This is a genomic window from Curtobacterium sp. Csp2 (assembly GCF_013347165.1).
In genome coordinates, this window is record NZ_CP054593.1 from 806,205 (window position 1) to 827,901 (window position 21,697).

Sequence of the window (21,697 nt, forward strand, 5' to 3'; positions counted from 1 at the left end):
TCCGTCAGGTGGTCCGCTGCGGACGGAGGACGGTCTCGTAGACCGCCACCAGGTCGTCGACCCGCTGCTCGACGCGGCCACGCGCCGCGACGAGCGCGGCACTCGCCCGCTCGAGCCGCTCCGGCTCGTCGTGCAGCGTGCGGACCACCGCGGCGATGCCCGCAGCGTCCGGGGTGGGGGTGGTCCACCCGCCGCCCGCGGGGACGACCTCGGCCAGGTCGGGGTCGCAGTGCACGACCGGCAGCCCGGTCGCGACCGCCTCGAGCATCACCATCGGCTGGTTGTCGAAGTCCAGGGAGCTCGAGACGAGCACGTGCGCGTCGCGCATGGCCGCGAGCACCCGGTCGTGCGGGGTCGAGCCGTGCAGCGACACCGGGGTCCCGGACGCCGCGCGGGCGACCGCGGTGCGCGCGACACCGTCGCCGAGCACGTCGACGACCGTGCCCGCGGGGAACGAACGGGCGGCCGCGACGAGGACCTCCGGGCGCTTCTCCGGCGACAGCCGACCGACCCACAGCACCCGCAGCGGCTCGCCGGGTGCGCGCGTGCGGACCCGGGCCGGGCCGATCGTGTCGAGGACCGTCGGCTCGATGCCGTTCGACAGCACCGACACGGGCGTCCGCACGCCGCGGTCCACGAGCTTGTCCGCGAAGTGCTGCGACGGCACGACCACGTGCGCGCTCGCCCGGGACTGCGCGAGCATGACCCGCCACATCCGCCGGGCCGTGCACGTCCGGGTGAACGGCCGGTCCGGGGCGACGCGGATCCCGCGGTGGTCGACCTGGGTGCGGTGCAGGAACGCGAGCAGCGCGGTGGTCACGGCCGGGACGGGCAGCACGTTCCTCGTGTAGACGTCGATGCGGCCGTGCATCGTGTGCACCACCGGCAGGTCCAGGTCCTGCGCGGCGCGGAAGCCGGCGAGGGCCGCGAACATCTCGGAGTGGGTGTGCACGACATCGGTGCGTCGGGCGGCGAGCTCGCGGCGCAGCACGGCACGGATCCGGCGGGGCGGCCAGGCGAACGGGTAGCCGTCGGGCCGGAACACCCGGGAGACGGGCAGGCCGACGACCTCGTGGGCGCCCTCGTGCCGCGGGACCGCGGGGTCGTCCGGGCAGTAGACGGTGACCTCGTGCCCGGCGGTCGTGAGCGCCTCGGCGAGGGAGCGCACCGCCGTCTGGACACCACCGAGCGTCGGCAGGTAGTAGTCGGTGACCAGGGCGATCCGCACGTGCCGAGCCTAGGGGCCGGCCGGCAGGGCCGCCGGGTGCCCCTAGGATCGGTCGGCATGGGGCCAGGGTCGTCGGAACGTGTCCTGGTCACCGGTGCGAGCGGGTTCGTCGGCGGGCACGCCGTCCGGACGCTCCGCGAGCACGGCTACCGGGTCACCGCCGCCGGACGCCGGGCCGCCGCACTCCCCGAGGGCGACGTGTTCGTCGGGGACCTCGACGACCTGGGTCGTGCTGAAGTGCCGGCGGACGTCGTCGTGCACTGCGCTGCCCTGTCGTCGCCGTGGGGGCGGTGGGCGGAGTTCGAGCACGCCAACGTCACCGGCACCGCGCAGGTCCTGCGGTACGCCCGCCGGGTCGGGGCGCGGCGGATCGTGCACGTCTCGTCGCCCGGGATCTACGCAGCACCCCGCGACCGGCTCGCCATCCGCGAGGACCAGGTCGACCCGAGCCGCCCGATGAACCACTACATCCGCTCGAAGCTGCACGCGGAGGCGCTCCTGCGCGCCGCGGTCGGCGACCCCGACGGGCCGGAGATCGTGGTGCTGCGGCCCCGCGGGGTGATCGGTGCCGGCGACACCGGGCTCGTCCCACGGCTGCTCCGGGTGCACGAGCGCGTCGGGGTGCCCCTGCTGCGCGGCGGTCGCGGACTCGTCGACCTGACCGCGGTCGAGAACGTCGCGCACGCCGTCCGGCTCGCGGTCGAGGTGCCCGGGGCGGCGGGGCTGGCGTTCAACGTCACGAACGGCGACCCCCGGCCCTTCGTCGACCTGCTCGACCAGCTGCTCGCCGGACTCGGGCTCGACCCCCGCCACCGGTCCCTGCCGGCCGGGCCGGTGGCCGCGCTCGCCGGGGTGCTCGAGGCGGTCTGCGCCGTGCTGCCCGGCCACCCCGAGCCGCCGGTCACGCGGTACACGGTGTCCACGATCACGCACTCGCAGACGCTCGACATCACCCGGGCCCGCAGGGTCCTCGGGTACGCGCCGCAGGTGTCCCTCGACGACGCCCTCGCGAGCTACGCCGGTGCCCGTGGCTGAGGCGACGCTCCACGCGTACGCGTGCGGGTTCACGACGCACGACATCGGGCAGCTGCTCCGCGGGGCCCCGCGGCAGCGTCGGGTGTTCCCGGCGACCGTGTTCCTGTTCCGCACGGGGGCGCGGCAGGTGCTGTTCGACACCGGGTACGCGCCGCTGCCGTGGCGGACCGGTCTCGCCGGACGCCTGTACCGACGGCTCCTGCCGCCCGTGGTGCCGGCGGGGGCGACCCTCGCCGACGTCGTCGACACCGCTGCCGTCACGGACGTCGTGCTCTCGCACCTGCACCCCGACCACGTCGGCGGCCTCGCGGCGGTGCCGCACGCGCGGGTGCTCGTCAGCGAGGGGACCCGCCGCCTGCTCGCGCGGCCGAGGGGCCGGGACGGGGTCCTGCGCGGCCTGCTGCCCGACGACCTGGCGGACCGCCTCGTGGTCGTCCCGGACGCCGCGTTCCACCCGGGGCCCGCCGCGCTGGCCGGACTCGGGCTCGCCGACCCGTTCGGCGACGGGCACTTCCGGCTCGTGCGGCTCCCCGGGCACACCGACGGACAGCTCGGCGCCCTCGTCGACGGCCGGGTGCTGCTCGCCGCCGACGCCGCGTGGTCCCGGGACCTGCTCGGACACGAGGACCGCATCCGTGCCCTGCCCCGCGCCGTCGCCCACGACGCCGGAGCCCAGCGCGACACCGCGCAGCGGCTCCTGGCGCTCGAGCGCGCGGGTGTCAGACTGCTCTTCAGCCACGACGAGCATCCGACCGGGGTGGACCTGCTCGCCGAGGACGACCGAGGGGGATCATGAAGCACTGCGCCATCGCCGGCTGGGGGACCGTCCTGCCGGAGCGGACCGTGACGTTCGGCAGAGGGGACCGCACGGTCACCCGGCATCGGATCGCGGACGACGTCTCGCACCTCGACATGCTCGCCGGCGCCGCCGAGCGGGCGATCGCCCACGCCGGGATCGCCGCGGACGACCTCGACCTGGTCGTCGCCGCGTGCGCCGCCGGGGTCCAGCCGATCCCGTGCACCGCGGCACTCGTGCAGGAGCGCGTCGCACCGGGGGCCCGAGCGGCCGCGTTCGACGTGAACTCGACGTGCACGAGCTTCGTCACGGCGCTCGACGTCGCCTCGCGCTACCTGGAGGACGGCGACCACGAGCGCGTGCTCGTGGTCTCGGGCGACGTCGGCTCGCGCTTCCTCGACCCGGCGCAGCGTGAGTCCGCCGAGCTGTTCTCGGACGCCGCGGCCGCCGTCGTCCTCACCCGCGGCGACGGCACGCAGGGGGTCCTGTCGGCGCTGCAGCAGACCTGGCCCGAGCACGCCCACGACACCGAGCTCCGGGGTGGGCTCTCGCGGTTCCCGGCGCAGACCTTCGCGGACGGTGATCCGGCGGACTACCTGTTCGACATGCACGGGCGGCGGGCGCTCATGGGGATGCTCCGCGTCCTGCCGGGGTTCTTCGAGCGGTTCTTCGCGCGCAGCGGCCTGACGCTCGACGACGTCGACCTCGTGGTGCCGCACCAGGCGAGCGGCGCCCTGGGCATCGCGATGCGCCGGATCGGGATCCCCGAGGGGAAGTACGTCGACGCGGTCGCGGAGTACGGCAACATGGTGTCGTCCTCGGTGCCGTACACGCTCGCCCGGTGCCTGGACGACGGACGGCTGCGGCGCGGGGACACCGTGCTGCTGTGCGGGACCGCCGCGGGCCTGACCGCGAACGCCCTGGCCCTGCGGCTCTGACCGCCGCTGCGGCAGCGCGCCGCCGACCGCGACACCCGGCCCGCCGACCGCGACACCGGGCCCGCCGACCGCGACACCGGCCCCGGACGCGACGACGCCGGCCCACGGCACCGACACCGGCCGCGGACGCGACGACGCCCCCGTCGCGTCCACGACGAGGGCGTCCCGGTGGCCCCTGATCCCCGGCCACGGCTCGCGCGGGGGCGTCCAGCACCGGACGGCCCCCGCGGGGTCAGCGGGTGGCGCGACCGGCGCGCGGCAGGAGCACACCGAGCACGATCATCGCGACGGCGAGGACCGCGTGCAGGGCGTTGTCCGCGACGTTCAGCGGCACGAAGTTCGCGCCACCGGCCATGCCGGCGGTGAACAGGCCGTAGACGAAGAGGACGGCGTAGACGATGCCGCCGATGAGCAGGTAGGAGCGAGCCCCGCCGGCGGTGCGCGCGGCGAGGAGGCCGACGACGCCGAAGAGCAGGTGCACGATGTTGTGGAGCACCGAGACCTGGAACAGGCCGAGGAGCATCGCCATCGAGCCGTGGCCGGCCACCGACATCGTGCCCATGTCCATGGTGAGGCCGGGGATGAAGCCGGCGATGCCGACGATCAGGAACACGACCCCGAACAGCAGGGCGCCCTTCTGCGTCAGCGTCGAGCCGTAGCCGGTGTTCCGCGTTGCTGCATTGCTGGTCATGATGAGTCCTTCCGGATGTGTTCGTCGGTGCCCGGTCCCTTCCGTTCGGGGAAGGCGCACCGTCGTACAGGGGTTTCGGAGTCCCTGTGTAGACGGTTTGGGTCGACTTGCCAGCGATTGTCCATCCTGCGCTGCTCAGCGCGACCGATCGCCCCCGAGCTGGGGGAGGCGGGGCGGGTCATCCCGGGGGATGATGCCCGGTCTCCCCCCTGCGGGGGACGCGTCGGCCACCGGTGCGGCAATAGCGTGACGACGTGATCGAGATCGAGCATCTTTCCAAGCGGTACGGCGCCAAGCTCGCCGTCGACGACATCTCGTTCGTCGTGCGGCCCGGCAGCGTGACGGGCTTCCTCGGCCCGAACGGCGCCGGCAAGTCCACGACGATGCGGATGATCATGGGCCTCGACCAGCCCACGGCGGGACGCGCGACGGTGAACGGTCGCCCGTACACCGCGTTCCGCGATCCGCTCCGGCAGGTCGGGGCCCTGCTCGAGGCGAAGGCCGTGCACTCCGGTCGCAGCGCCTACAACCACCTGCTGTCCCTCGCGGCGACGCACGGCATCCCGAAGTCCCGGGTGCACGAGGTCATCGAGCTCACCGGGCTCGAGTCCGTCGCGAAGAAGCGCGTCGGTGGATTCTCGCTCGGGATGGGGCAGCGCCTCGGCATCGCGGCGGCGCTCATCGGCGACCCGAAGACCCTGATCCTGGACGAGCCGGTCAACGGCCTCGACCCGGACGGCGTGGTGTGGGTCCGCCAGCTCGCCCGGCGCCTCGCCGCCGACGGTCGCACGGTCTTCCTGTCGAGCCACCTCATGAGCGAGATGGCGCAGACCGCCGACCGCGTGGTCGTGCTCGGCCGCGGCCGCGTGCTCGCCGACGCCCCGATCGCCGAGTTCGTCGCCGGGGGATCCGCCGGCGGCGCCGCACGGACGCTCGTGCGCACCCCGCAGCCCGACCAGCTCTTCCGCGCGCTCGGCTCCGCCGCGTCCGGGATCACGCAGCGTGAGGACGGCGCCTTCGAGGTCGTCGGCCCGGACGCGCAGCACATCGGCACCGTCGCGGCGCAGACCGGTTTGGTGCTCCACGAACTCACCCCGATGGGTGCGAGCCTCGAGGAGGCGTACATGGCCCTCACGAGGGACGACGTCGAGTACCGGGCGGAGGCCACCCGATGAGCGCCGCGACGACGACGGCGCCGGGCAAGGTCGGCCTCGGCTTCCCGCGCCTGGTCCGCAGCGAGTGGATCAAGTTCCGCAGCATCCGGTCGACGATCTGGTGCTTCGCGATCCTCGTCGCCCTGACGATCGGCCTCGCCGCGCTCCTCGGGGCGCTCGTCGAGAAGCCCGAGGGCGCCGGGACGGTCCCGCAGGCCGTGGCGAACGCGCAGATCGTCATGATCAACACCGTCGGGGTCGGGTTCTCCGCCCTCGTGGTCGCGGTGCTCGGTGTGCTCATCATCACCGGCGAGTACACGACCGGGCAGATCCGCTCGACGTTCACGGCCGACCCGGGGCGACTCGGCGCGGTCTTCGCGAAGGTCGCGGTGCTCGCCGTCGCGACGTTCCTGGTGAGCGCCGTCGCGACGTGGATCGGCGTGGCGATCTCGGTCCCGCTCCAGGCGGCGAAGGGCGTGCAGGCCGACCTGGCGGACCCGGCGGTGTTCCTGCCGATCCTCGGGTCCTCGGTCTACGTGACGCTCCTGGCCGTCCTCGCGTTCGGCATCGGGCTGCTCGTCCGGTCGAGCGCCGGCGGCATCGCGATCACGCTCGGGCTCATGCTCGTCGTGCCGATCATCCTGCAGCTCGTCGGCGGACTGCTCGGCGTGCAGTGGGTGCTCGACTCCATGCAGTTCCTGCCCGAGCAGGCCGGTCGACAGCTGTACGCCTACGATTCGTCCGGCGCGACGACCTCGGCGCCCGGCACGACGACCGAGGGCCTCGTCCTGAACGGCTGGGGCGGCTTCAGGATCCTCGCGGCGTGGGTCGTCGCCGTCGGTGCCGTCGCGGTGTCGGTCACCAAGTCACGCGACGTCTGAGACGCGACCGGGTACTGACTGGAGGCGCGGTGCCCGCTGGCACCGCGCCTCCAGTCCGTCCCGTGGTCGCGTCGGACGCGACCGCTCCCGCGGTCAGGACCGACGCGGGAACAGCGCCTGCAGGGCGCGCGCCAGCAGGCCCGGCCGCACCTGCGGCGCGACGACCTGCACGGCACGCGTAGGCGTGCGGAACGCCAGGTCGTGCAGCATGTTGCGCTTCGACCCGTCCCAGTTCGCGAACAGGTACGAGCCGCCGATGAACGACATGCTCCGGACCGGGGTGCGCTTCCAGGAGTCGGCGCGCACGTAGTACCCGGCGTGGCCGGCGTGGATGTGGTCGATGACGGTGTCGACGTCGATGACACCGGTCGTGGTGACGACGGCGGTGATGCCCGTCTTGTCGCGGGCGACGTACTCGATGAGGTGTTCGGTCACGGCGTGCTCTTCGGTCTGCTCGACTCGCGGGACCCGTTCGCACGACCCCTGGGTGTCGGGGCACGGCGTCTGCGGGAACGGCGAGCGAGGGCGCTGCTGGATGACTGGAACCGCCGTTGCTTCCGGCGTCGATGGTACGCCCCTGCACCGACGCACAGCCGGTCGAGCCGCACAACGCAGCGGCCGGAGGAGCAGGCTGGACCACATGCGGCACACCAGCACCACCCGTACCGCCGGAGGGCTCCTGCTCGCCGCGACCACGATCGCGCTCCTCGCCGGGTGCTCCGGCGGCGGGACGCCGACGCCGACCGCCACCCGGACGGTGACGGCGACGCCCTCGTCCTCGGCGTCCGCGACACCGGTCGACGGCACGGCAGCGACGCCCTCGGCGACCGCGACGTGCGGACCGTCGGACGGTGCCGCGGCGGCCGCGGGCCCGATCGCCGACCTGGCGCTGCCCGCGGGTCTGGAGTCGGCCCGGTGGGACGCGTCCCGCGCCGACACGTCCCAGTACGACGGGTGCGCCGCGCTCTCGGCGGTCACCGTCTCGGTGGCGGACGCGACCGCGAGCTCGCCCGTGGCGGTCCTGCTCTTCCACGACGGCACGTACCTCGGCACCGCGACGAAGCTGCAGTACCCGTTCGTCCCCGACGTCAGCCGCCCGTCGGCCGACGCCGTCCGGGTCGTCTACCACTTCCCGCAGGGGCAGGACAGCAACGCGGACCCGACGGGCCGCGCCACGGCGACCTACACGTGGGATTCCGCCGCGGGTCGGGTGGTCATGACGGGCGACGTGCCTCCGACGCCCTGACGGTCGGCCCCGCGGGCGCCGGCGGGCGCCGTCGGGCGCCGTCGGGCGCCGACGGGCACCGACCGGGTCTCGGCCTGGGCGACGAGTCTCGGGTCCCCGCGGCCGAGTCGCGTCGGCCACCGCGAGACTCGGCCCCACCGCGCCGCGCCGCGGCGCGCCCAGGGGTGGTGGGATGCTGGTCCGCATGCCCTCCCGTCCGGCGGTCGCCGCCGCCCTGCCCGGTCTCGCCCTCGCCCTGGTGATCGGCGTCGTCGCGACCCTGGTCGGCCGGCTCGTCCCGGTCGTCGGTGGTCCGGTCCCCGCGGTCGTCCTCGGCGCGCTGGTCGGTGCCGTCCTGCGACGACGACGCGATGCGGGTGACCTCGGCCCCGTGCAGCCCGGCGTGAAGTTCGCCTCGAGCCGGGTCCTGCAGGCCGCTGTCGTCCTGCTCGGCGCGCAGCTCTCGATCGGCGAGGTCGTCCGCATCGGCGGCGAGACCCTCCCCGTGATGCTCACCACCCTGGTCGTCTGCCTGGCGGCCGCGTGGGGCCTCGGTCGGTTGCTCCGGGTCTCGAGCGCGCTCCGCACGCTCATCGGCGTCGGGACCGGCATCTGCGGGGCCTCGGCGATCGCCGCCGTCACGCCCGTCATCGGTGCCGCCAGCGCCGAGGTCGCCTACGCCGTCTCGACGATCTTCCTCTGCAACATCGCGGCCGTCTTCGTCTTCCCCGTCGTCGGGCACGCCCTCGGACTCTCGCAGCACGCGTTCGGGGTCTTCGCCGGGACCGCGGTGAACGACACGTCGTCGGTCGTCGCGACGGCGACCATCTACGGTCGCCAGGCGACCGACACGGCGGTCGTCGTGAAGCTGGTCCGGACGCTCATGATCATCCCGATCGTGGTCGGGCTGGCCGGCCTGGAGGCACGCCGCACCGCCCGCACCGACCTCGCCCCCGCCTCGGGGCCGGGCCGGGCCGGGGGCGTCCGCGTGCTGCGGCTGGTGCCGTGGTTCCTGGTCGGGTTCCTCGTGGTCGTGCTCCTGCGCACCGTCGGGGTGCTCCCGGCCGCGGCCGCCCCGGGGTTCAGCACCGTCGCGACGTTCCTCATCACGGTGGCGCTCGGCGCGATCGGGGTCTCGACGGACTTCGGCGCACTCCGTCGCGCCGGGTTCCGGCCGATGCTGCTCGGGATCGCGCTGTGGGTGCTCGTCGCCGGCACGAGCCTCGCGACCCAGGCCGCCCTCGGTCAGCTCTGAGCTGGCGCAGGCGCGTCCGCGCCGCCATCGGTGGAGCAGGGAACGTCGAGTGGCGCGAGGCAACCCGACGTCGTCTGCTCCATGGACGCGCCCCGCGCAGGGCTCCGCCTCGCCCCTGAGCGGGGCGCGCCCGTCCGACCGGCGGCGTCAGCCGCGCAGCGCCTCCGTGAGCTTCACGCGACCGCCCGTGCGGAGCAGCGCGTTCTCGTAGACGCGGGCTCCCACGAGGACGACCACCACCACCGAGACGGCGACCACCATCAGCGACAGGACCGGCTCCCACCACTCGGCCGTCCCGAGGAAGATCCGCATGGGCATGCCGATCGGTGCACTGAACGGCACGTAGGACATGATCCCGACGACGGTGGGGTCGTCCGCGGCCACCACGATCAGGATGTACGGGATCATCACGAGCATCATCACCGGCATGGTGACGCTGCCGACGTCCTCCTGGCGCGAGACCAGCACGGCCGAGGCGGCGAACATCGCGGCGATGAGCACGAAGCCGACCGCGAAGAAGGCGACGAACCACAGCACGCTCGGTCCGAGCATCGAGAACATGTTGTCCTGGCCGGTGACCGCGAGGGCGACGGCGGCGGCGATCGCCACCGCGACGATCTGCGCGAGGGCCATCACGCTGTTGCCGAGCACCTTGCCGGCCAGCAGCGCCCGCGCCGGGATCGCCGCCATCAGGATCTCGACCACGCGGGTCGACTTCTCCTCGACGACGCTCTGCGCGATCGACGAGCCGAACGTCACCGCCGAGGCGAAGAACACGACACCGAACATGATGCCGATGAGCGAGACGAGTCCGGCGGGCAGCGCGGCCGGGTCGAGCAGCTCCACCCGAGGCGTCTCGCTCAGCGCGGTCACGACACCGGTCGGGGCGTCGTCGAGGGCGACCACCGAGTAGCCGAGCGCGTCGTCCGCGGGCACGATCGCCGCGTCGACGTCGCCGCTGCGCACCAGCCGCTCGGCCTGGGCGACGGAGCTGGTCGGCGTGACGTCGAGGCCCGCCGTGGACGGCAGCGAGACACCGTCGACGACGGCCACCGGGGTGGTGTCGTCGGCGGTGGCCTTGCCGACGACGCCGCCGATCACGATCGAGGCGACGACCGCCACGAGCAGGATCGCGGCGGAGACGATGAACGCCTTGCTGCGGATGCGTGCCTGGATCTCGCGGACGGTGACGAGCTGCACCGCGCCGAGGAAGGAGCCGTTCACCGGACCACCTCGCGGAAGACCTCGCTGAGACGGGGGACCCGCGGCGCGAACGACCCGACGGTGCCGTGCTGCACGGCCCGCTGGAGCACGGCCTGCGCGGTGGCGTCGTCGGCCTCGAACACGGCGTAGCCGCCGTCGAACTCGCGGACCGTGACGCCGGACTCGGCGCGGAGCCACGCCAGGTCGCCGTCGACCAGGAGCTCCCACGCCGCCGGGCCGGCCGCACGGCGCAGGTCCTCCTGCGGTCCGGCGGCGCGGATGGTGCCGTCGGCGACCACGACGACGTCGTCGCACAGGCGCTCGACGACGTCGAGCTGGTGGCTCGAGAACAGGACGGGCACACCCCGGGCGGCCGTCTCGCGGAGCACCCCGAGGACGGTGTCGACGGCCATCGGGTCGAGGCCGGAGAACGGCTCGTCGAGCACGAGGACCTCTGGGTCGTGGGCGAGCGCCGCGGCGACCTGGACCCGCTGCTGGTTGCCGAGCGAGAGCTTCTCGACGGCGTCGTCGGCGTGCTGGGTCAGGTCGAGCCGCTCGAGCAGCGCGGCCGTGCGCTCCGCCGCGGTGCGCTTGTCGACCCCGTGCAGCCGCGCCAGGTACGTGACCTGCTCGGCCACCGGCATCTTCGGGTAGAGCCCACGCTCCTCGGGCATGTACCCGAAGCGGCGCCGGTCGGCCGGACCGACGGTCGTGCCGTCGATCGACACCGTGCCGGCGTCCGCCTGGAGCACGCCGAGCAGGATCCGCATGGTCGTCGTCTTGCCGGCGCCGTTGCCGCCGACGAACCCCGTCAGTCGGCCGCTGCCGACCGTGAACCCCACGTCGTGGAGTACCCGGCGGTCGCCGAAGTGCTTCGTGACGCCTGCGATGGTGAGCATCGTCGTTCCCCTTCCGTCGACGGTCCTCGCCGACGGCTCGACGCTACGGGCCAGGAGGCGCGGGGCACCTCCGGCGGGAGACGGGACTTCCCGACGTGGCGGCTCCACCGCACGGGGGAGCAGGGGGCGTCAGCTCGAGGCGGTGATGCCGCGCTCGAACGCCCACACGACCGCCTGGATCCGGTCGCGGACGCCGGTCTTCTGGAGCACGTTCGACACGTGGGTCTTCACGGTGGCCTCGCCGACGTAGAGCGTCCGGGCGATCTCGGCGTTGCTCAGGCCCCGGGCGAGCAGGCGCAGCACCTCGGTCTCGCGCTCGGTCAGGCCGACCGCGGCGATCGCGGCGGCGCCGGTGTCGGTCGCGCGGTCGCTTCCGGTGCCGGTGGCCGGCGTTCGTACTGGGTCGGGGGCGTGCGCGGCAGCCGCGGTCGTCGCGGTTGCCCGGCTGATCACCCGGCGCGTGACGTCGGGGTCGAGGAGCGCGTCCCCGGCTGCCACCGTGCGGACGGCGTCGATCAGCCGTTCGGGGGAGGCGTTCTTGAGCAGGAACCCGCTCGCCCCGGCCTCGAGTGCCGCGAACAGCGCCCCGTCGTCGTCGAAGGTCGTCAGGACGAGGACCGCCGGCGGGTCCGGGAGCGCGGCGATCCGCCGGGCCGCCTCGAGCCCGTCGACGCCCGGCATCTGCACGTCCAGGCACACGACGTCCGGCCGCAGCGCGACGACGGCGTCGACCGCGGCCGCTCCGTCCGCGGCCTCGCCGACCACGCGGAAGCCCGGCTCGGACTCCAGGATGACGCGGAAGCCGGCGCGGACCAGGTCCTGGTCGTCCGCGAGCACGATCGTCAGGTCGTCGGCAGCCATGCCCGCACCAGGTACCCTCCCCGGGCCCGCGGCCCGATCTCGACGCGGCCGCCGACCGCCGCGACGCGCTCGCGCATCCCGACGTGCCCGAGGCCGCTCCCCGACGCCCGGCGGACCGCGCGCTCACCGTGTCCGTCGTCGGCCACCTCGACCTCGATGCCGTCGTCGAGGTACCGGAGCCGCACGTCCGCACGTGCCGTCGGACCCGCGTGCTTGAGGACGTTCGTCACGGCCTCCTGCGCGATGCGGAAGGCGACGGCGCCCACGGTCGGTGGGACGGGACGTTCGTCGCCGACCACGACCAGGTCCGCGGCGTGCCCGGCCGTCCGGACGGCGTCGACCAGCTCGGGCAGTCGACCGAGTCCGGCGGTGCTCGGCGCGGAGTCCGGTCCGTCCGACGGACCACCGGCGTCGTCGGCGCGCAGGGTGCCGAGCATCCGACGGAGTTCCTCGACCGCCGTGCGCGCGCTGTCCTCGACGACCCCGAGCGACGCCGTCGCCTGGGCCGGGTCGCGGTCGATCACGCGCCGTGCCGCACCCGCCTGCACGCCCATGAGCGAGACGTGGTGGGCGACGACGTCGTGCAGTTCGCGGGCGATCCGCACGCGCTCGAGCGTGACCGCCTGCGCCGCCGTCCGCTCCCGCTCGGCCGCGAGCTCCGCGGTGCGCTCGTCGAGCTCGTGCTTCGCGACGGCCGAGGCCCAGGCCCGGTTGCCGGCGTACCAGGCGCCGCCGAAGTAGATGACGTTGATCAGGATGTTGAGCAACGAGTACGCCACGTACGGCGCGATGATCGCGTCCCGGTCGTTCGGCAGCGCGTTCGGGACCGCCCACCCGAACGAGATCGCGAGGAACAGCCACACGAACATGCCGACGATGACGACCCACCGCACGACCTCGGCGCGCACCCGGTCCGAGCACCACGCCCCGACCGTGTAGAGCGCGATGAACAGCGTGAAGTTGACGAGGAAGACCTCCGGCACGTGGAGCAGCTGCGTCCCGGCGAACGCCAAGGCCGACCAGACCGCGACGGTCATCGGCCAGCGGCGGCGGAACGCGATCGGGACCGAGTTGGCGAGGATCATCAGCCCGGAGACCCACCACGCGGCCTGGTCGTCCTCGTAGAAGCCGGACGCGCTGTACAGCGTCGTCGTCACGACCATCCCTGCGGCCAGGACCACCGCGAGCAGGGCGTCCCTCCGGTGCTCGCGCGGACCGACCGGCAGCCGTGCCCAGTCCGCCGTCACCCGCCCCATGCGGACCACGGTAGCGGCACGGACTCGCCGCTCACCAGTCGCCGAGCGTCTGCCCCACGAGCAGTGCAGCGAGGGCCAGCACGGCGACCGCGATCACCACCCAGGCGGCGGCGGAGCCCCACTGCCGCTCGACGAGCCGCGATCGTACCTGCACCGCCGATGCCGTTGCGATACCCACGGTCGCGGCGAAGCCCGCCCAGTGCGCGGCGACCACGAGCGACGGGAGGAGGTCACCCACCACCCGCAGGACGAAGGCGAGGGCGGTCAGCCCACCGGCCACGAGGAACAGCGACTCGGCCAGGTCGGGCGATTTCCGAGCACGCGCGGGAACGTCCATGAGCGTGCGGTACCGGTCGACGTCGGGCAGCAGCTCGACGAGCTCGGACGGCAGGTCACCGTCGCCGGGGAGCACCAGGAACGCCCGCAGGTCCTGCCGCGCGACGCCCGACGACGCCAGCAGGCGCGCTGCCCGGTCCCGCTCGACGAGTGTCGCGACCCCCGGGAGGCCGATCGCCCAGCGCCCGGCCTGGTCCGGGTGTCCCATCGACCGGTACCGCTCGACGAGCGCGAGGCGCCGCGCGGTGTCCTCCGGCGCCGCCTCGACCATCCGACGGAGCAGCAGGAGCGCACCCCGGCGGTCGCCGTCGGCCCAGAGCCGGTCGGCGTCCTCGGTGGTCGAGTCGACGTGCACGCGACCATCATCCGGTCTCGGCGGCTCCGGTGACGACGTGCTGGCGTCCCGGTGGGTGCAGGCGTACCGTCCCGGACGACGGCGTGGTCGACGAGGACGGCGCCGCACCGAGCAGGGGAGTACGCCGTGCAGTTCCTTCTCAACGTCATCGACGACGGACAGTCCCAGGTCGCCGGGCGCACCGCGTCCGCCACGCAGACCGAGTCCGACGCCGTCGACCGGTTCAACGCGGGACTCGGCGACGCCGTGGTGTTCGCCGCCGGGGTGTCCGCGCCCGCTGATGCCACCGTCGTCGACGGCCGCGGCGGGCAGGAGTCGCGCTCGTCCGGTCCGGCGTCGAACACCCCCGGCTACGTCGCGGGCTTCTGGGTGCTGGAGCTGGCGGACGCCGAGACCGCGTTGCGCACCGCGACCGAGGCCTCCGCGGCGTGCAACCGACGGATCGAGCTCCGGCCGATCCTCTGACCCGCGGTCAGGCGGTCCGCGCCGGACGCCGCCGTCGCGCCAGGGGCAGGACGGCGGCCAGGAGCACGACCACCGCGGCGGCCGTGCACGTCGCGCCGGTGCCGAGCGGCCCGACGAACGAGCCCGCCACGGCGGCGCCGACCGCCTGCCCGGCGACGAGCAGCACGAAGAGCATCGAGGTGCCGGCCGCCGCGTGTGCGGCGTCGACCTCGGTGGTCCAGGCGATGAGTGCTCCGGTCGCCGCGGTGTAGCCCCACCCGAACACCGCGCAGGCGACCAGCATCACGGGCGCGGCGCCGGGCACCGAGCCGATCGCGAGCACCGCGGCGGCGGCGGCCACGGCGGTGATCGCCCATTGTCGCCCGGCGGTCAGCCCGGACGTCCACCGCGCGGTGACGGTGACCGCGGCGCCGCCGAGCCCGATCGCGACCCAGGCGACGATCGTCACCGCCGCCGGTAGACCCGCGTCGACGAGGGCCGCCCGACCGAAGGTCCAGACGACGGCGGACCCGGCGCCGAACGCCAGGGCGGCGGCGACCGGGACACGGTGCGCGACGACCCAGCGTCGACCGGGCCACCGGCCGACCGACGTCCGACCACCCGGGTCGTCCGTCGCCGGTCGTCCGCTGGGACGCCCCGCCGCGAGCAGCGTCGCCGCGCCGACCAGCAGGGTCGCCACCCCCGCCGCTGCCCACGCGGCACGCCACTCCGGCAGCAACATGAGCGCGAGCAGACCGGCGACCACGAGCCCCGGACCGGTCCCGGCGTTCACCACCGCCTGCGCCCGCGACCGGCCCTCGGCCGCGACCCGTTCGCGCACGAGCTGCACGAGCGCGGGGGAGGCCGACCCCGCGCCGGTCGACGCCACGACCGCGGCGGCGCCGAACACGATTGCGGTCGGCGCTGCCGCCATCACGACCGCGCCGAGACCGGCGGCCAGGGTGGCCGCGGCGACGAGCCGGCGCGCGGAGCGTCCTGCGGACACGAACCCGACGAGGGCACCGACGCAGTAGAGGACGGACGCACCGGAGGACACGGCGCCGCCGCCCGCCGCACCGAACCCGAGGTCGCGCTGCACGTCCGGTAGGAACAGCCCGAGGGCGAGGCGGACGAGGCCGTACGTCGCGGCGATGGTCCCCAGGCCGGTCGCCACCAGGATCCGGTCGGATGACGAAAACGATCGTTTCACTTCTGCGATCGTAGGCTGGCTCCGTGGTCATGCGTCCAGGTACCGAGCAGCGCGTGCTCGACGCCGCCGAGGAGCTCTTCTTCTCGCGGGGCATCGCCGCGACCCCGATCGACGTGGTCCTCGAGCGCGCACACGTGTCGTCCGCGACCCTGTACCGCGGGTGGTCGAGCAAGGAAGCCCTGGTCGCCGCCGCCCTCGACCGCCGTCACGACGACTGGGTCGCCACCTGGGACCGTGCGGTCGACCGGGCGCGGGACGACCGCGGACGGCTCCTCGCGGTCTTCGACGCCCTCGACGACTACCGCGCGACGCCGGCAGGGTCACGCTGGTGCGCGTTCCTCGGCACGGCCGCCGAGTACGTGGACGCCCCGGCCGACGTGCGCGCCGTCCTCGACCGCGAGACCGACACGCTGCGTCGACGGTTGGCCGAGGCGGCCCGCCCGCTCGTGGGCGGACGGGCGTCGGCGCTCGCCGAGCAGCTCCTGCTCGTGGTGTCCGGGTCCCTGGCGATGCGCCTCCGGGACCCGGCGGCCGGGACGGTGACGGCCCGCGCGGTCGCCGACGCACTCCTGCCCTGACGCGGGCCCGGCAGTGACGCCGGCCCGGCGCTCGTACGCGCGGACGCGCAGACCGGACTGGAGGCACGGTGCGGGTGACGCGCGCTGGTCACCCGCCACGCGCCTCCAGTCCGTCACCGCCGCGTCGACGGCGGGACCGGTCGTCGGATCAGCGCGTCGCGACGCTGAGCGCGTCGACGGCGGCGAGCACCTCGGCGACCTCGGTGCGCGTCGTGTAGTCGACGTGCACGTCCGCGAAGCGGACGACCCCCGAGTCGTCGAGGACGAAGACCGAGGGGAACGGGACGGCCGCCGTGTCGTCCGCGTTGCTGTCGGCCACGTCGAAGCCGAGCTGCGTGTGCGCCGCCCGCGCGGCGGCGCTCGGTTCGGTGACGATGCCGAACCGCCCCGCGAGGACGTTCTCCGGGTCCGTGAGCACCGGGAACGCGAGCACGCCGTTCGCGATGGACTGCTCCGCGGCCTCCGGCGTCTGCGGCGAGACGGCGACGAGCTGCACGCCGCGCTCCTGCAGCGCCGGCAGGAGCTCCTGCTGGTACGTCCGGAGCGTGATGTTGCAGTACGGGCACCAGGCGCCCCGGTAGAAGACAAGGACGGTCGGGGCGTCCCCACGCACCGCCTGCAGCGAGGTCGTCTCGCCGGTCGGGGTGACGAGCGGCCCGTCGGGCGCAGCGTCACCCACCGCGACGACACCGCCGGGCACACCGGCGTTCCGCAGGTCGCGCTGCTCGCCGTCGAAGACCGCGGACAGCTCCGGGCCGATCTGGGCCGTGAAGCCCTCGTTGAACTCGTCCACCTGGCGGGCGATGGTCTGGTCGGTCACGGTCGGCTCCTCGGGTCGGGCGGGGCGGAACTGCGGCGTCGGTGCCGGTGCGTGGAGCGTAGGCGCGAGCGATCGACGCCGGTACCGGCTGCGTCACGGGAGGTCACGGAGTGCAGCCGCATCAGATCTTCGGGGGGCTGACGATCGGGTCGTCCCAGTCCGGGAACGGCGGGTACTCGCCGGGCAGGGACTCCTCCGGGTGGACGCCGTCGTTGCGGCCACCGACCGCCTCGGAGAGTGCGTCGCCGTCGTTGGTCCAGAAGGGTTCGCTGTACACGGTGAGGACGTATCGGCCGTTGGGTTGGACGACGTACTCGATCTGCCAGCCGTCGTCCGTCTTGGCCCAGGTGTCGTGGGTCCCGGCGGGGTGCCCCTCACGGTGGCGCCAGCCCTGTTCGTCGAAGTAGTCGACCATCGGCTGCAGATCCCGAGGGTCCCCGGTCGCTCCCGGGGGCGCCCAGATCCGGTCGGTGCGGAGGAAGTAGCTGTTCACGGCGTCCGAGCCCGCGAGCGGGGCGACGCCGTCGCCACCGACCTCTGTGCCACGATCGCTGCCGGTCCAGTCCCACGGGCCGTCGTTGACCGCGCGTTGTGCGCCCGCCAGCAGCTCCTGCATGTGGTGGTAGTGCTGGCGGTAGGCGTCGAACTCCTCGTGCAGGGACATCGCGGCGACGTCTTCCTGGGTCAGGCCGGCGGCGTCGGTGGGCATTGGTCCTCCTCGGAGCGAGCAGCCCGTCAGGGTCCCGACGAGCAGGGCGGCGGTCAGCAGGGCGTGCATTCGTCTGGCGCGGTTCATCGCGGCGCTCCCGTGGCGATGATCGAGGCGATGGTGTGCTGCGCGGTCGCGTCCGGACTCAGGTACCCGACCTGGCCGTCGCCCTCGGGGAACATGTCGTGCCCGGTGACCGCATCCGTGCCCGGTGCCGCCTCGGCGCTGAAGACCTCGACGCCCGCGATGTCCCGAGGATCGGTCCGGCCGATACGCCCCCAGATCGCGGTGTGGTCGGCCGCGCCCTCCGTCGCGAACACGTGGCGAGCGTGCAGGAGTTCTGGCTTGGTCGCCTCCGTGAAGCCCACCGACCCGTACGTGACGAAGTTGTCGACCGGGTAGCGCACCTGCTCGAGCGCCTCGGCCGCGGTGGTCGAGCCGTACGAGTGGCCGAGGACCGACAGAGAACGTGGTGTGGTCACCCGACTGTCGTGGATCCCGTCCAGGAAGGACGCGAGCGTCGCGCCGCCGGCCGCGGCGCGCTGCTGCCCGGGTACCTCGGCGAACGCCGGTGCGCGGTAACCGAACCAGGACACCACCGCGTACGAGTCCGACCCGTTCTTCCTGGCCGCCGTCCGCAGGAGTGTCGACGCGGCCTGCGCCTTCTCGCTCACGCTCCCGAGCGTCGTCGTGGCGCCGGGAACGTTGATCGTCACGTTCGTCGCCGCGTCGAGGTTTCCGAGCACGATCGCGGCGACCGGGGCGCCGTTCGCGACGCCGAAGCCGACGAGCTGCGCCACGGCCTCGGTCGGCGCGGTCAGCTTCGCGGCGAGCCGGTCGGCCTGCCGCAATCCCGACGACAACGCCCGCACCTGCTCGGTGAAGTCCTCGAGGCTCACCGCGCCGTACGTGTACGCCAGCCCGAACACCCGGTAGAGCCGGCCGGGATCCCGGAGCGCTGCCGCGAGCACCGCACGCGAGACGACGTCTCGCGACGCCGCCGGGATTCCGTCCAGGGCTGCCACCCGGATCTGCGTCGTCAGCGGGAGCGCCCGGAGGTCGTCGGCGGTGAACCCCAGCGCCCGCCATCGCTCGGCGACCTGCGCCGGGGTCAGCGACGGATCGAGCAGCTGCGCCAGGGCCGGCGGGAGCGCCGATGTCCCGGTGGCATCGAGCACGGCGTCCGCGAGCGTCCCACCGCCGGCCGCTGCGAACGCGTCCGCGATCCGCTCGGCCCAGCCCGCGTCTTCCTCGTTCTCCGCCAGGAGCTCGCCGAACCCGAGCGGCAGGGTCGCGACGTCGATCGGGACCCACCCGCACCGGCTCGTGAACCCCGACCAGGCGTTCCGCAGGCGCACGAGGTCCTGCTCCATCGCGCCGTCGAGCGCCCGGGTGGTGGCGGCGAACCGTCGGAGGTGCTCCGGGTCGGCACTGCTCCGACCGCCCGAGTGCCCCGCGGTCCGGGGTCGACGCTGGGGACGGAACGCGGCGGACACCGGCGTCGGACGGACCGGCGCGTCGGACGGCTCGGGGTCGAGCACCGCGGCACCTGCGTCGAGCACGGGCTCCCACACGGCGCCGACGCCCACCAATGCGCGTTCGCGGTCCGCCGTCCGCGCGCGCCAGGCAGCATGATCAGCGAGCCGGCGCCGTTCCTGGTCCGCCTGGTGCCGCACGATCCGCACCTGGTCGGCCAGGTCGTCGAGGGCCGCGGCGAGCCGCACCCGGTCGCCGGACTCGATCACCCGAGCAGCCTCGAAACACCTCGCGTACCCGCCCGCGAAGTCGCGGAGCGCCAGCGCGGCCTCCGTCGCGCACGCGACGAGCCGCGCTGCCGCGGCCTCGTCGAACTCGATCCCCATCGCCCACCCCCATCACCATTCGGCAATGTGTGGAACGTAGCATTTCAAGGGAGCGTGAACCAAACATGTTCATTCCGGACGGGAGGCACGGGGCGGGCCCGACCCGTGCCTCCCGTCCGTCAGCAGCGCACGCTGGTGCGCTCCGCACAGCGCCGCGCACGCCGCACCATGGGTCGACGCGGTGCGACGTGCTTCCGGTTGTGCGGAAGCACGCCGCACCCATTCCGCGCCGCGCGCCTCAGGCGCGACCGCGGTTGCGGCGCCGGATCTCCTTCGGGGCCCGGCCGGCGGTGAACGACCGCGCGGGGTCGACGAGGAACGCCTGCCGGAGCGCCTGCCGCCCCACGAGCATCCGGAAGCCCATCTGGTCGCGGTTGCTCAGCGTGACCTCGGCGTCGACCGTGACCCCGGCGAGGGTGATCGGCGTGAGCACGACGATGCGCTCCTGGGTGTGGCCCGTCGAGCTGCGGACGATGCGGCGGTCGTGCACGGCGCACTCGTAGGTGACGGCGTCGGCGTCGGAGTCCTGCCAGGGGTGCACCGAGAAGCGCACGCGGTCCCCGGGGAGTTCTTCGAGGTCGAACGCGTGCAGCGCCGAGCTGCGGGCGCCGGTGTCGAGCTTCACCTTGATCCAGGGCAGCTCCAGGGCGGGCAGGGCAGCCCACTCACGCCATCCTGCGATCGTCGGGTTCCGGGCCATGCGCCCATCCTGTCGCATGCTTTGATTGAGCGTCGCCGTCGACGTCCTCGAACCCCCGTGGAGCACCCCGATGAAACTCGCCATCCTGTCGCGCGCCCCGCACGCGTACTCGACGCAGCGCCTGCGTGCCGCGGCGATCGACCGCGGGCACGACGTCAAGGTGCTGAACACCCTACGGTTCGCGATCGACCTGACCGCCGACGAGCCCGACCTGCTCTACCGCGGCCGGCTCCTCAGTGACTACGACGCCGTGCTGCCCCGGATCGGGAACTCGATCACCTACTACGGCACCGCGGTCGTGCGGCAGTTCGAGCAGATGGACGTGTACACGCCGAACACCGCCACGGGCATCACGAACTCGCGCGACAAGCTCCGGGCGAACCAGATCCTGTCGCGGCACCACATCGGTATGCCCGCGACGACGTTCGTGAACAGCCGCGCGGACGTCCGCGGCGCCATCGACCGGGTCGGCGGCGCGCCCGTGGTGATCAAGCTGCTCGAGGGCACGCAGGGCATCGGCGTGATCCTGGCGCCGGAGGCCAAGGTCGCCGAGTCGATCGTCGAGACGCTGCACTCCACGAAGCAGAACGTCCTCATCCAGTCGTTCATCTCGGAGAGCCGCGGCCGGGACATCCGCGCGCTCGTCGTCGGCGACCGGGTGGTGGCCGCGATGCGCCGGAGTGCGAGCGGGGACGAGTTCCGCTCGAACGTGCACCGGGGCGGGACCGTCGAGAAGGTCACGCTGTCGCCGGAGTACGAGGAGGCCGCGGTCCGCTCGGCCCAGATCATGGGACTCCGGGTCGCCGGCGTCGACATGCTCGAGGGCAACGAGGGCCCGCTGGTGATGGAGGTCAACTCGTCGCCGGGCCTCGAGGGCATCGAGCGCGCGACCGGCCTCGACGTCGCCGGGGCGATCATCGACTTCATCGGCAACCAGGTCGCCTTCCCGGAGATCGACGTCCGCCAGCGCCTCAGCGTCTCGACCGGGTACGGCGTCGCCGAACTGCTCGTGCACACGAACGCGGACCTGGTCGGCAAGACGATCAAGGAGTCCGGGCTGTGGGACCGGGACATCACCGTGCTGACGCTGCACCGCGGTGCGACCGTCATCCCGAACCCCCGCAGCGGCGTCGAACTGCAGGCGAGCGACCGTCTGCTGTGCTTCGGCAAGCTCGAGGAGATGCGCTCGATGATCCCCGACCGTCGTCGTCGTCGCAGCAAGGTACGCAAGCTCCCGAAGGACGCCTGACCCTGCGTTCCG

The 21,697-nt window shown here is 73.7% G+C and carries 23 protein-coding genes; 10 read left to right on the plus strand and 13 right to left on the minus strand.

What is annotated here, in order from left to right; translation table 11 throughout:
* Nucleotides 1-4: 4 nt before the first annotated feature.
* The gene (locus HUN59_RS04010) at nucleotides 5-1,228 is read right to left on the minus strand and encodes a glycosyltransferase (RefSeq protein ID WP_174777562.1); all 1,224 of its coding nucleotides are present in this window, start codon (nucleotides 1,226-1,228) and stop codon (nucleotides 5-7) included.
* Nucleotides 1,229-1,285: 57 nt separating this feature from the next.
* Here HUN59_RS04010 and HUN59_RS04015 point away from each other — a divergent pair, with 57 nt between their 5' ends.
* Genes HUN59_RS04015 through HUN59_RS04025 form a run of 3 tightly spaced genes read left to right on the plus strand, consistent with a single transcriptional unit; the run spans nucleotide 1,286 to nucleotide 3,997 of the window.
* On the plus strand, nucleotides 1,286-2,263 hold the full coding sequence (locus HUN59_RS04015; RefSeq protein ID WP_174777563.1) for an NAD-dependent epimerase/dehydratase family protein: 978 nt from the start codon (nucleotides 1,286-1,288) through the stop codon (nucleotides 2,261-2,263).
* On the plus strand, nucleotides 2,256-3,059 hold the full coding sequence (locus HUN59_RS04020; RefSeq protein WP_174777564.1) for an MBL fold metallo-hydrolase: 804 nt from the start codon (nucleotides 2,256-2,258) through the stop codon (nucleotides 3,057-3,059). The genes HUN59_RS04015 and HUN59_RS04020 overlap by 8 nt, the downstream gene beginning before the upstream one ends.
* Nucleotides 3,056-3,997 carry a 3-oxoacyl-[acyl-carrier-protein] synthase III C-terminal domain-containing protein gene (locus HUN59_RS04025; RefSeq protein ID WP_174777565.1) on the plus strand — a complete coding sequence of 314 codons (942 nt, stop codon included), beginning with the start codon at nucleotides 3,056-3,058 and terminating at the stop codon, nucleotides 3,995-3,997. Before HUN59_RS04020 ends, HUN59_RS04025 begins: the two co-directional genes overlap by 4 nt.
* Before the next feature lie 232 nt (nucleotides 3,998-4,229).
* On the opposite strand, the gene HUN59_RS04030 is transcribed toward HUN59_RS04025, so the two are convergent.
* Nucleotides 4,230-4,688: a DUF4383 domain-containing protein gene (locus tag HUN59_RS04030; RefSeq protein WP_058740836.1), complete on the minus strand. Its 459-nt coding sequence runs from the start codon at nucleotides 4,686-4,688 to the stop codon at nucleotides 4,230-4,232.
* Nucleotides 4,689-4,942: 254 nt separating this feature from the next.
* On the opposite strand from HUN59_RS04030, the gene HUN59_RS04035 reads away from it, so the two are divergent.
* Nucleotides 4,943-5,863 (plus strand): ABC transporter ATP-binding protein, encoded by a 921-nt coding sequence (locus HUN59_RS04035; RefSeq protein ID WP_174777566.1) that lies wholly within the window; start codon nucleotides 4,943-4,945, stop codon nucleotides 5,861-5,863.
* Nucleotides 5,860-6,723, plus strand: a complete 864-nt coding sequence (locus tag HUN59_RS04040; RefSeq protein WP_174777567.1) for an ABC transporter permease — start codon at nucleotides 5,860-5,862, stop codon at nucleotides 6,721-6,723. Before HUN59_RS04035 ends, HUN59_RS04040 begins: the two co-directional genes overlap by 4 nt.
* A gap of 93 nt (nucleotides 6,724-6,816) precedes the next feature.
* Here the strand turns inward: HUN59_RS04040 and HUN59_RS04045 are convergent, their stop codons facing one another.
* Nucleotides 6,817-7,158, minus strand: coding sequence for a hypothetical protein (locus tag HUN59_RS04045; protein WP_058740839.1), 342 nt, complete (start codon nucleotides 7,156-7,158; stop codon nucleotides 6,817-6,819).
* Between the two features lie 205 nt (nucleotides 7,159-7,363).
* On the opposite strand from HUN59_RS04045, the gene HUN59_RS04050 reads away from it, so the two are divergent.
* Together HUN59_RS04050 and HUN59_RS04055 are read left to right on the plus strand one after the other, a co-directional pair.
* Complete coding sequence (locus HUN59_RS04050) at nucleotides 7,364-7,969, plus strand: LppP/LprE family lipoprotein (RefSeq protein ID WP_174777568.1); 606 nt, start codon at nucleotides 7,364-7,366, stop codon at nucleotides 7,967-7,969.
* Between the two features lie 184 nt (nucleotides 7,970-8,153).
* Nucleotides 8,154-9,203, plus strand: coding sequence for a YeiH family protein (locus tag HUN59_RS04055; RefSeq protein ID WP_217483615.1), 1,050 nt, complete (start codon nucleotides 8,154-8,156; stop codon nucleotides 9,201-9,203).
* A gap of 147 nt (nucleotides 9,204-9,350) precedes the next feature.
* Here the strand turns inward: HUN59_RS04055 and HUN59_RS04060 are convergent, their stop codons facing one another.
* The 5 genes from HUN59_RS04060 to HUN59_RS04080 all read right to left on the minus strand — a co-directional run bounded on the left by HUN59_RS04060 (nucleotide 9,351) and on the right by HUN59_RS04080 (nucleotide 14,113).
* On the minus strand, nucleotides 9,351-10,427 hold the full coding sequence (locus HUN59_RS04060; RefSeq protein ID WP_174777570.1) for an ABC transporter permease: 1,077 nt from the start codon (nucleotides 10,425-10,427) through the stop codon (nucleotides 9,351-9,353).
* Nucleotides 10,424-11,305: an ABC transporter ATP-binding protein gene (locus HUN59_RS04065; protein WP_174777571.1), complete on the minus strand. Its 882-nt coding sequence runs from the start codon at nucleotides 11,303-11,305 to the stop codon at nucleotides 10,424-10,426. The genes HUN59_RS04060 and HUN59_RS04065 overlap by 4 nt, the downstream gene beginning before the upstream one ends.
* Nucleotides 11,306-11,434: 129 nt before the next feature.
* Nucleotides 11,435-12,166, minus strand: coding sequence for a response regulator (locus HUN59_RS04070; protein WP_174777572.1), 732 nt, complete (start codon nucleotides 12,164-12,166; stop codon nucleotides 11,435-11,437).
* The gene (locus HUN59_RS04075; RefSeq protein WP_174777575.1) at nucleotides 12,148-13,422 is read right to left on the minus strand and encodes a sensor histidine kinase; all 1,275 of its coding nucleotides are present in this window, start codon (nucleotides 13,420-13,422) and stop codon (nucleotides 12,148-12,150) included. Before HUN59_RS04075 ends, HUN59_RS04070 begins: the two co-directional genes overlap by 19 nt.
* A gap of 31 nt (nucleotides 13,423-13,453) precedes the next feature.
* Entirely contained in the window at nucleotides 13,454-14,113 is a 660-nt protein-coding gene (locus tag HUN59_RS04080) for a hypothetical protein (protein WP_174777576.1), read from the minus strand.
* Nucleotides 14,114-14,239: 126 nt separating this feature from the next.
* Between HUN59_RS04080 and HUN59_RS04085 the strand changes: the two genes are divergently transcribed.
* Nucleotides 14,240-14,578 carry a YciI family protein gene (locus HUN59_RS04085; RefSeq protein WP_174777577.1) on the plus strand — a complete coding sequence of 113 codons (339 nt, stop codon included), beginning with the start codon at nucleotides 14,240-14,242 and terminating at the stop codon, nucleotides 14,576-14,578.
* 7 nt (nucleotides 14,579-14,585) lie between these two features.
* On the opposite strand, the gene HUN59_RS04090 is transcribed toward HUN59_RS04085, so the two are convergent.
* Nucleotides 14,586-15,767, minus strand: coding sequence for an MFS transporter (locus HUN59_RS04090; RefSeq protein ID WP_174777578.1), 1,182 nt, complete (start codon nucleotides 15,765-15,767; stop codon nucleotides 14,586-14,588).
* Nucleotides 15,768-15,796: 29 nt separating this feature from the next.
* On the opposite strand from HUN59_RS04090, the gene HUN59_RS04095 reads away from it, so the two are divergent.
* Nucleotides 15,797-16,345 carry a TetR/AcrR family transcriptional regulator gene (locus tag HUN59_RS04095; protein WP_229666961.1) on the plus strand — a complete coding sequence of 183 codons (549 nt, stop codon included), beginning with the start codon at nucleotides 15,797-15,799 and terminating at the stop codon, nucleotides 16,343-16,345.
* 148 nt (nucleotides 16,346-16,493) lie between these two features.
* On the opposite strand, the gene HUN59_RS04100 is transcribed toward HUN59_RS04095, so the two are convergent.
* The 4 genes from HUN59_RS04100 to HUN59_RS04115 form a co-directional block, all read right to left on the minus strand.
* Nucleotides 16,494-17,165 carry a peroxiredoxin-like family protein gene (locus HUN59_RS04100; protein ID WP_174777579.1) on the minus strand — a complete coding sequence of 224 codons (672 nt, stop codon included), beginning with the start codon at nucleotides 17,163-17,165 and terminating at the stop codon, nucleotides 16,494-16,496.
* Between the two features lie 121 nt (nucleotides 17,166-17,286).
* The gene (locus tag HUN59_RS04105) at nucleotides 17,287-17,874 is read right to left on the minus strand and encodes a hypothetical protein (RefSeq protein WP_174777580.1); all 588 of its coding nucleotides are present in this window, start codon (nucleotides 17,872-17,874) and stop codon (nucleotides 17,287-17,289) included.
* A gap of 83 nt (nucleotides 17,875-17,957) precedes the next feature.
* A complete protein-coding gene (locus HUN59_RS04110) occupies nucleotides 17,958-19,736 on the minus strand; it encodes an alpha/beta hydrolase (protein ID WP_174777581.1) in 1,779 nt (592 codons plus the stop codon).
* Nucleotides 19,737-19,974: 238 nt separating this feature from the next.
* Nucleotides 19,975-20,436: an ATP-dependent zinc protease family protein gene (locus HUN59_RS04115; RefSeq protein ID WP_058740852.1), complete on the minus strand. Its 462-nt coding sequence runs from the start codon at nucleotides 20,434-20,436 to the stop codon at nucleotides 19,975-19,977.
* Nucleotides 20,437-20,506: 70 nt separating this feature from the next.
* On the opposite strand from HUN59_RS04115, the gene rimK reads away from it, so the two are divergent.
* The gene (rimK, locus tag HUN59_RS04120; protein ID WP_058740865.1) at nucleotides 20,507-21,685 is read left to right on the plus strand and encodes a 30S ribosomal protein S6--L-glutamate ligase; all 1,179 of its coding nucleotides are present in this window, start codon (nucleotides 20,507-20,509) and stop codon (nucleotides 21,683-21,685) included.
* The last annotated feature ends 12 nt before the right edge of the window (nucleotides 21,686-21,697 follow it).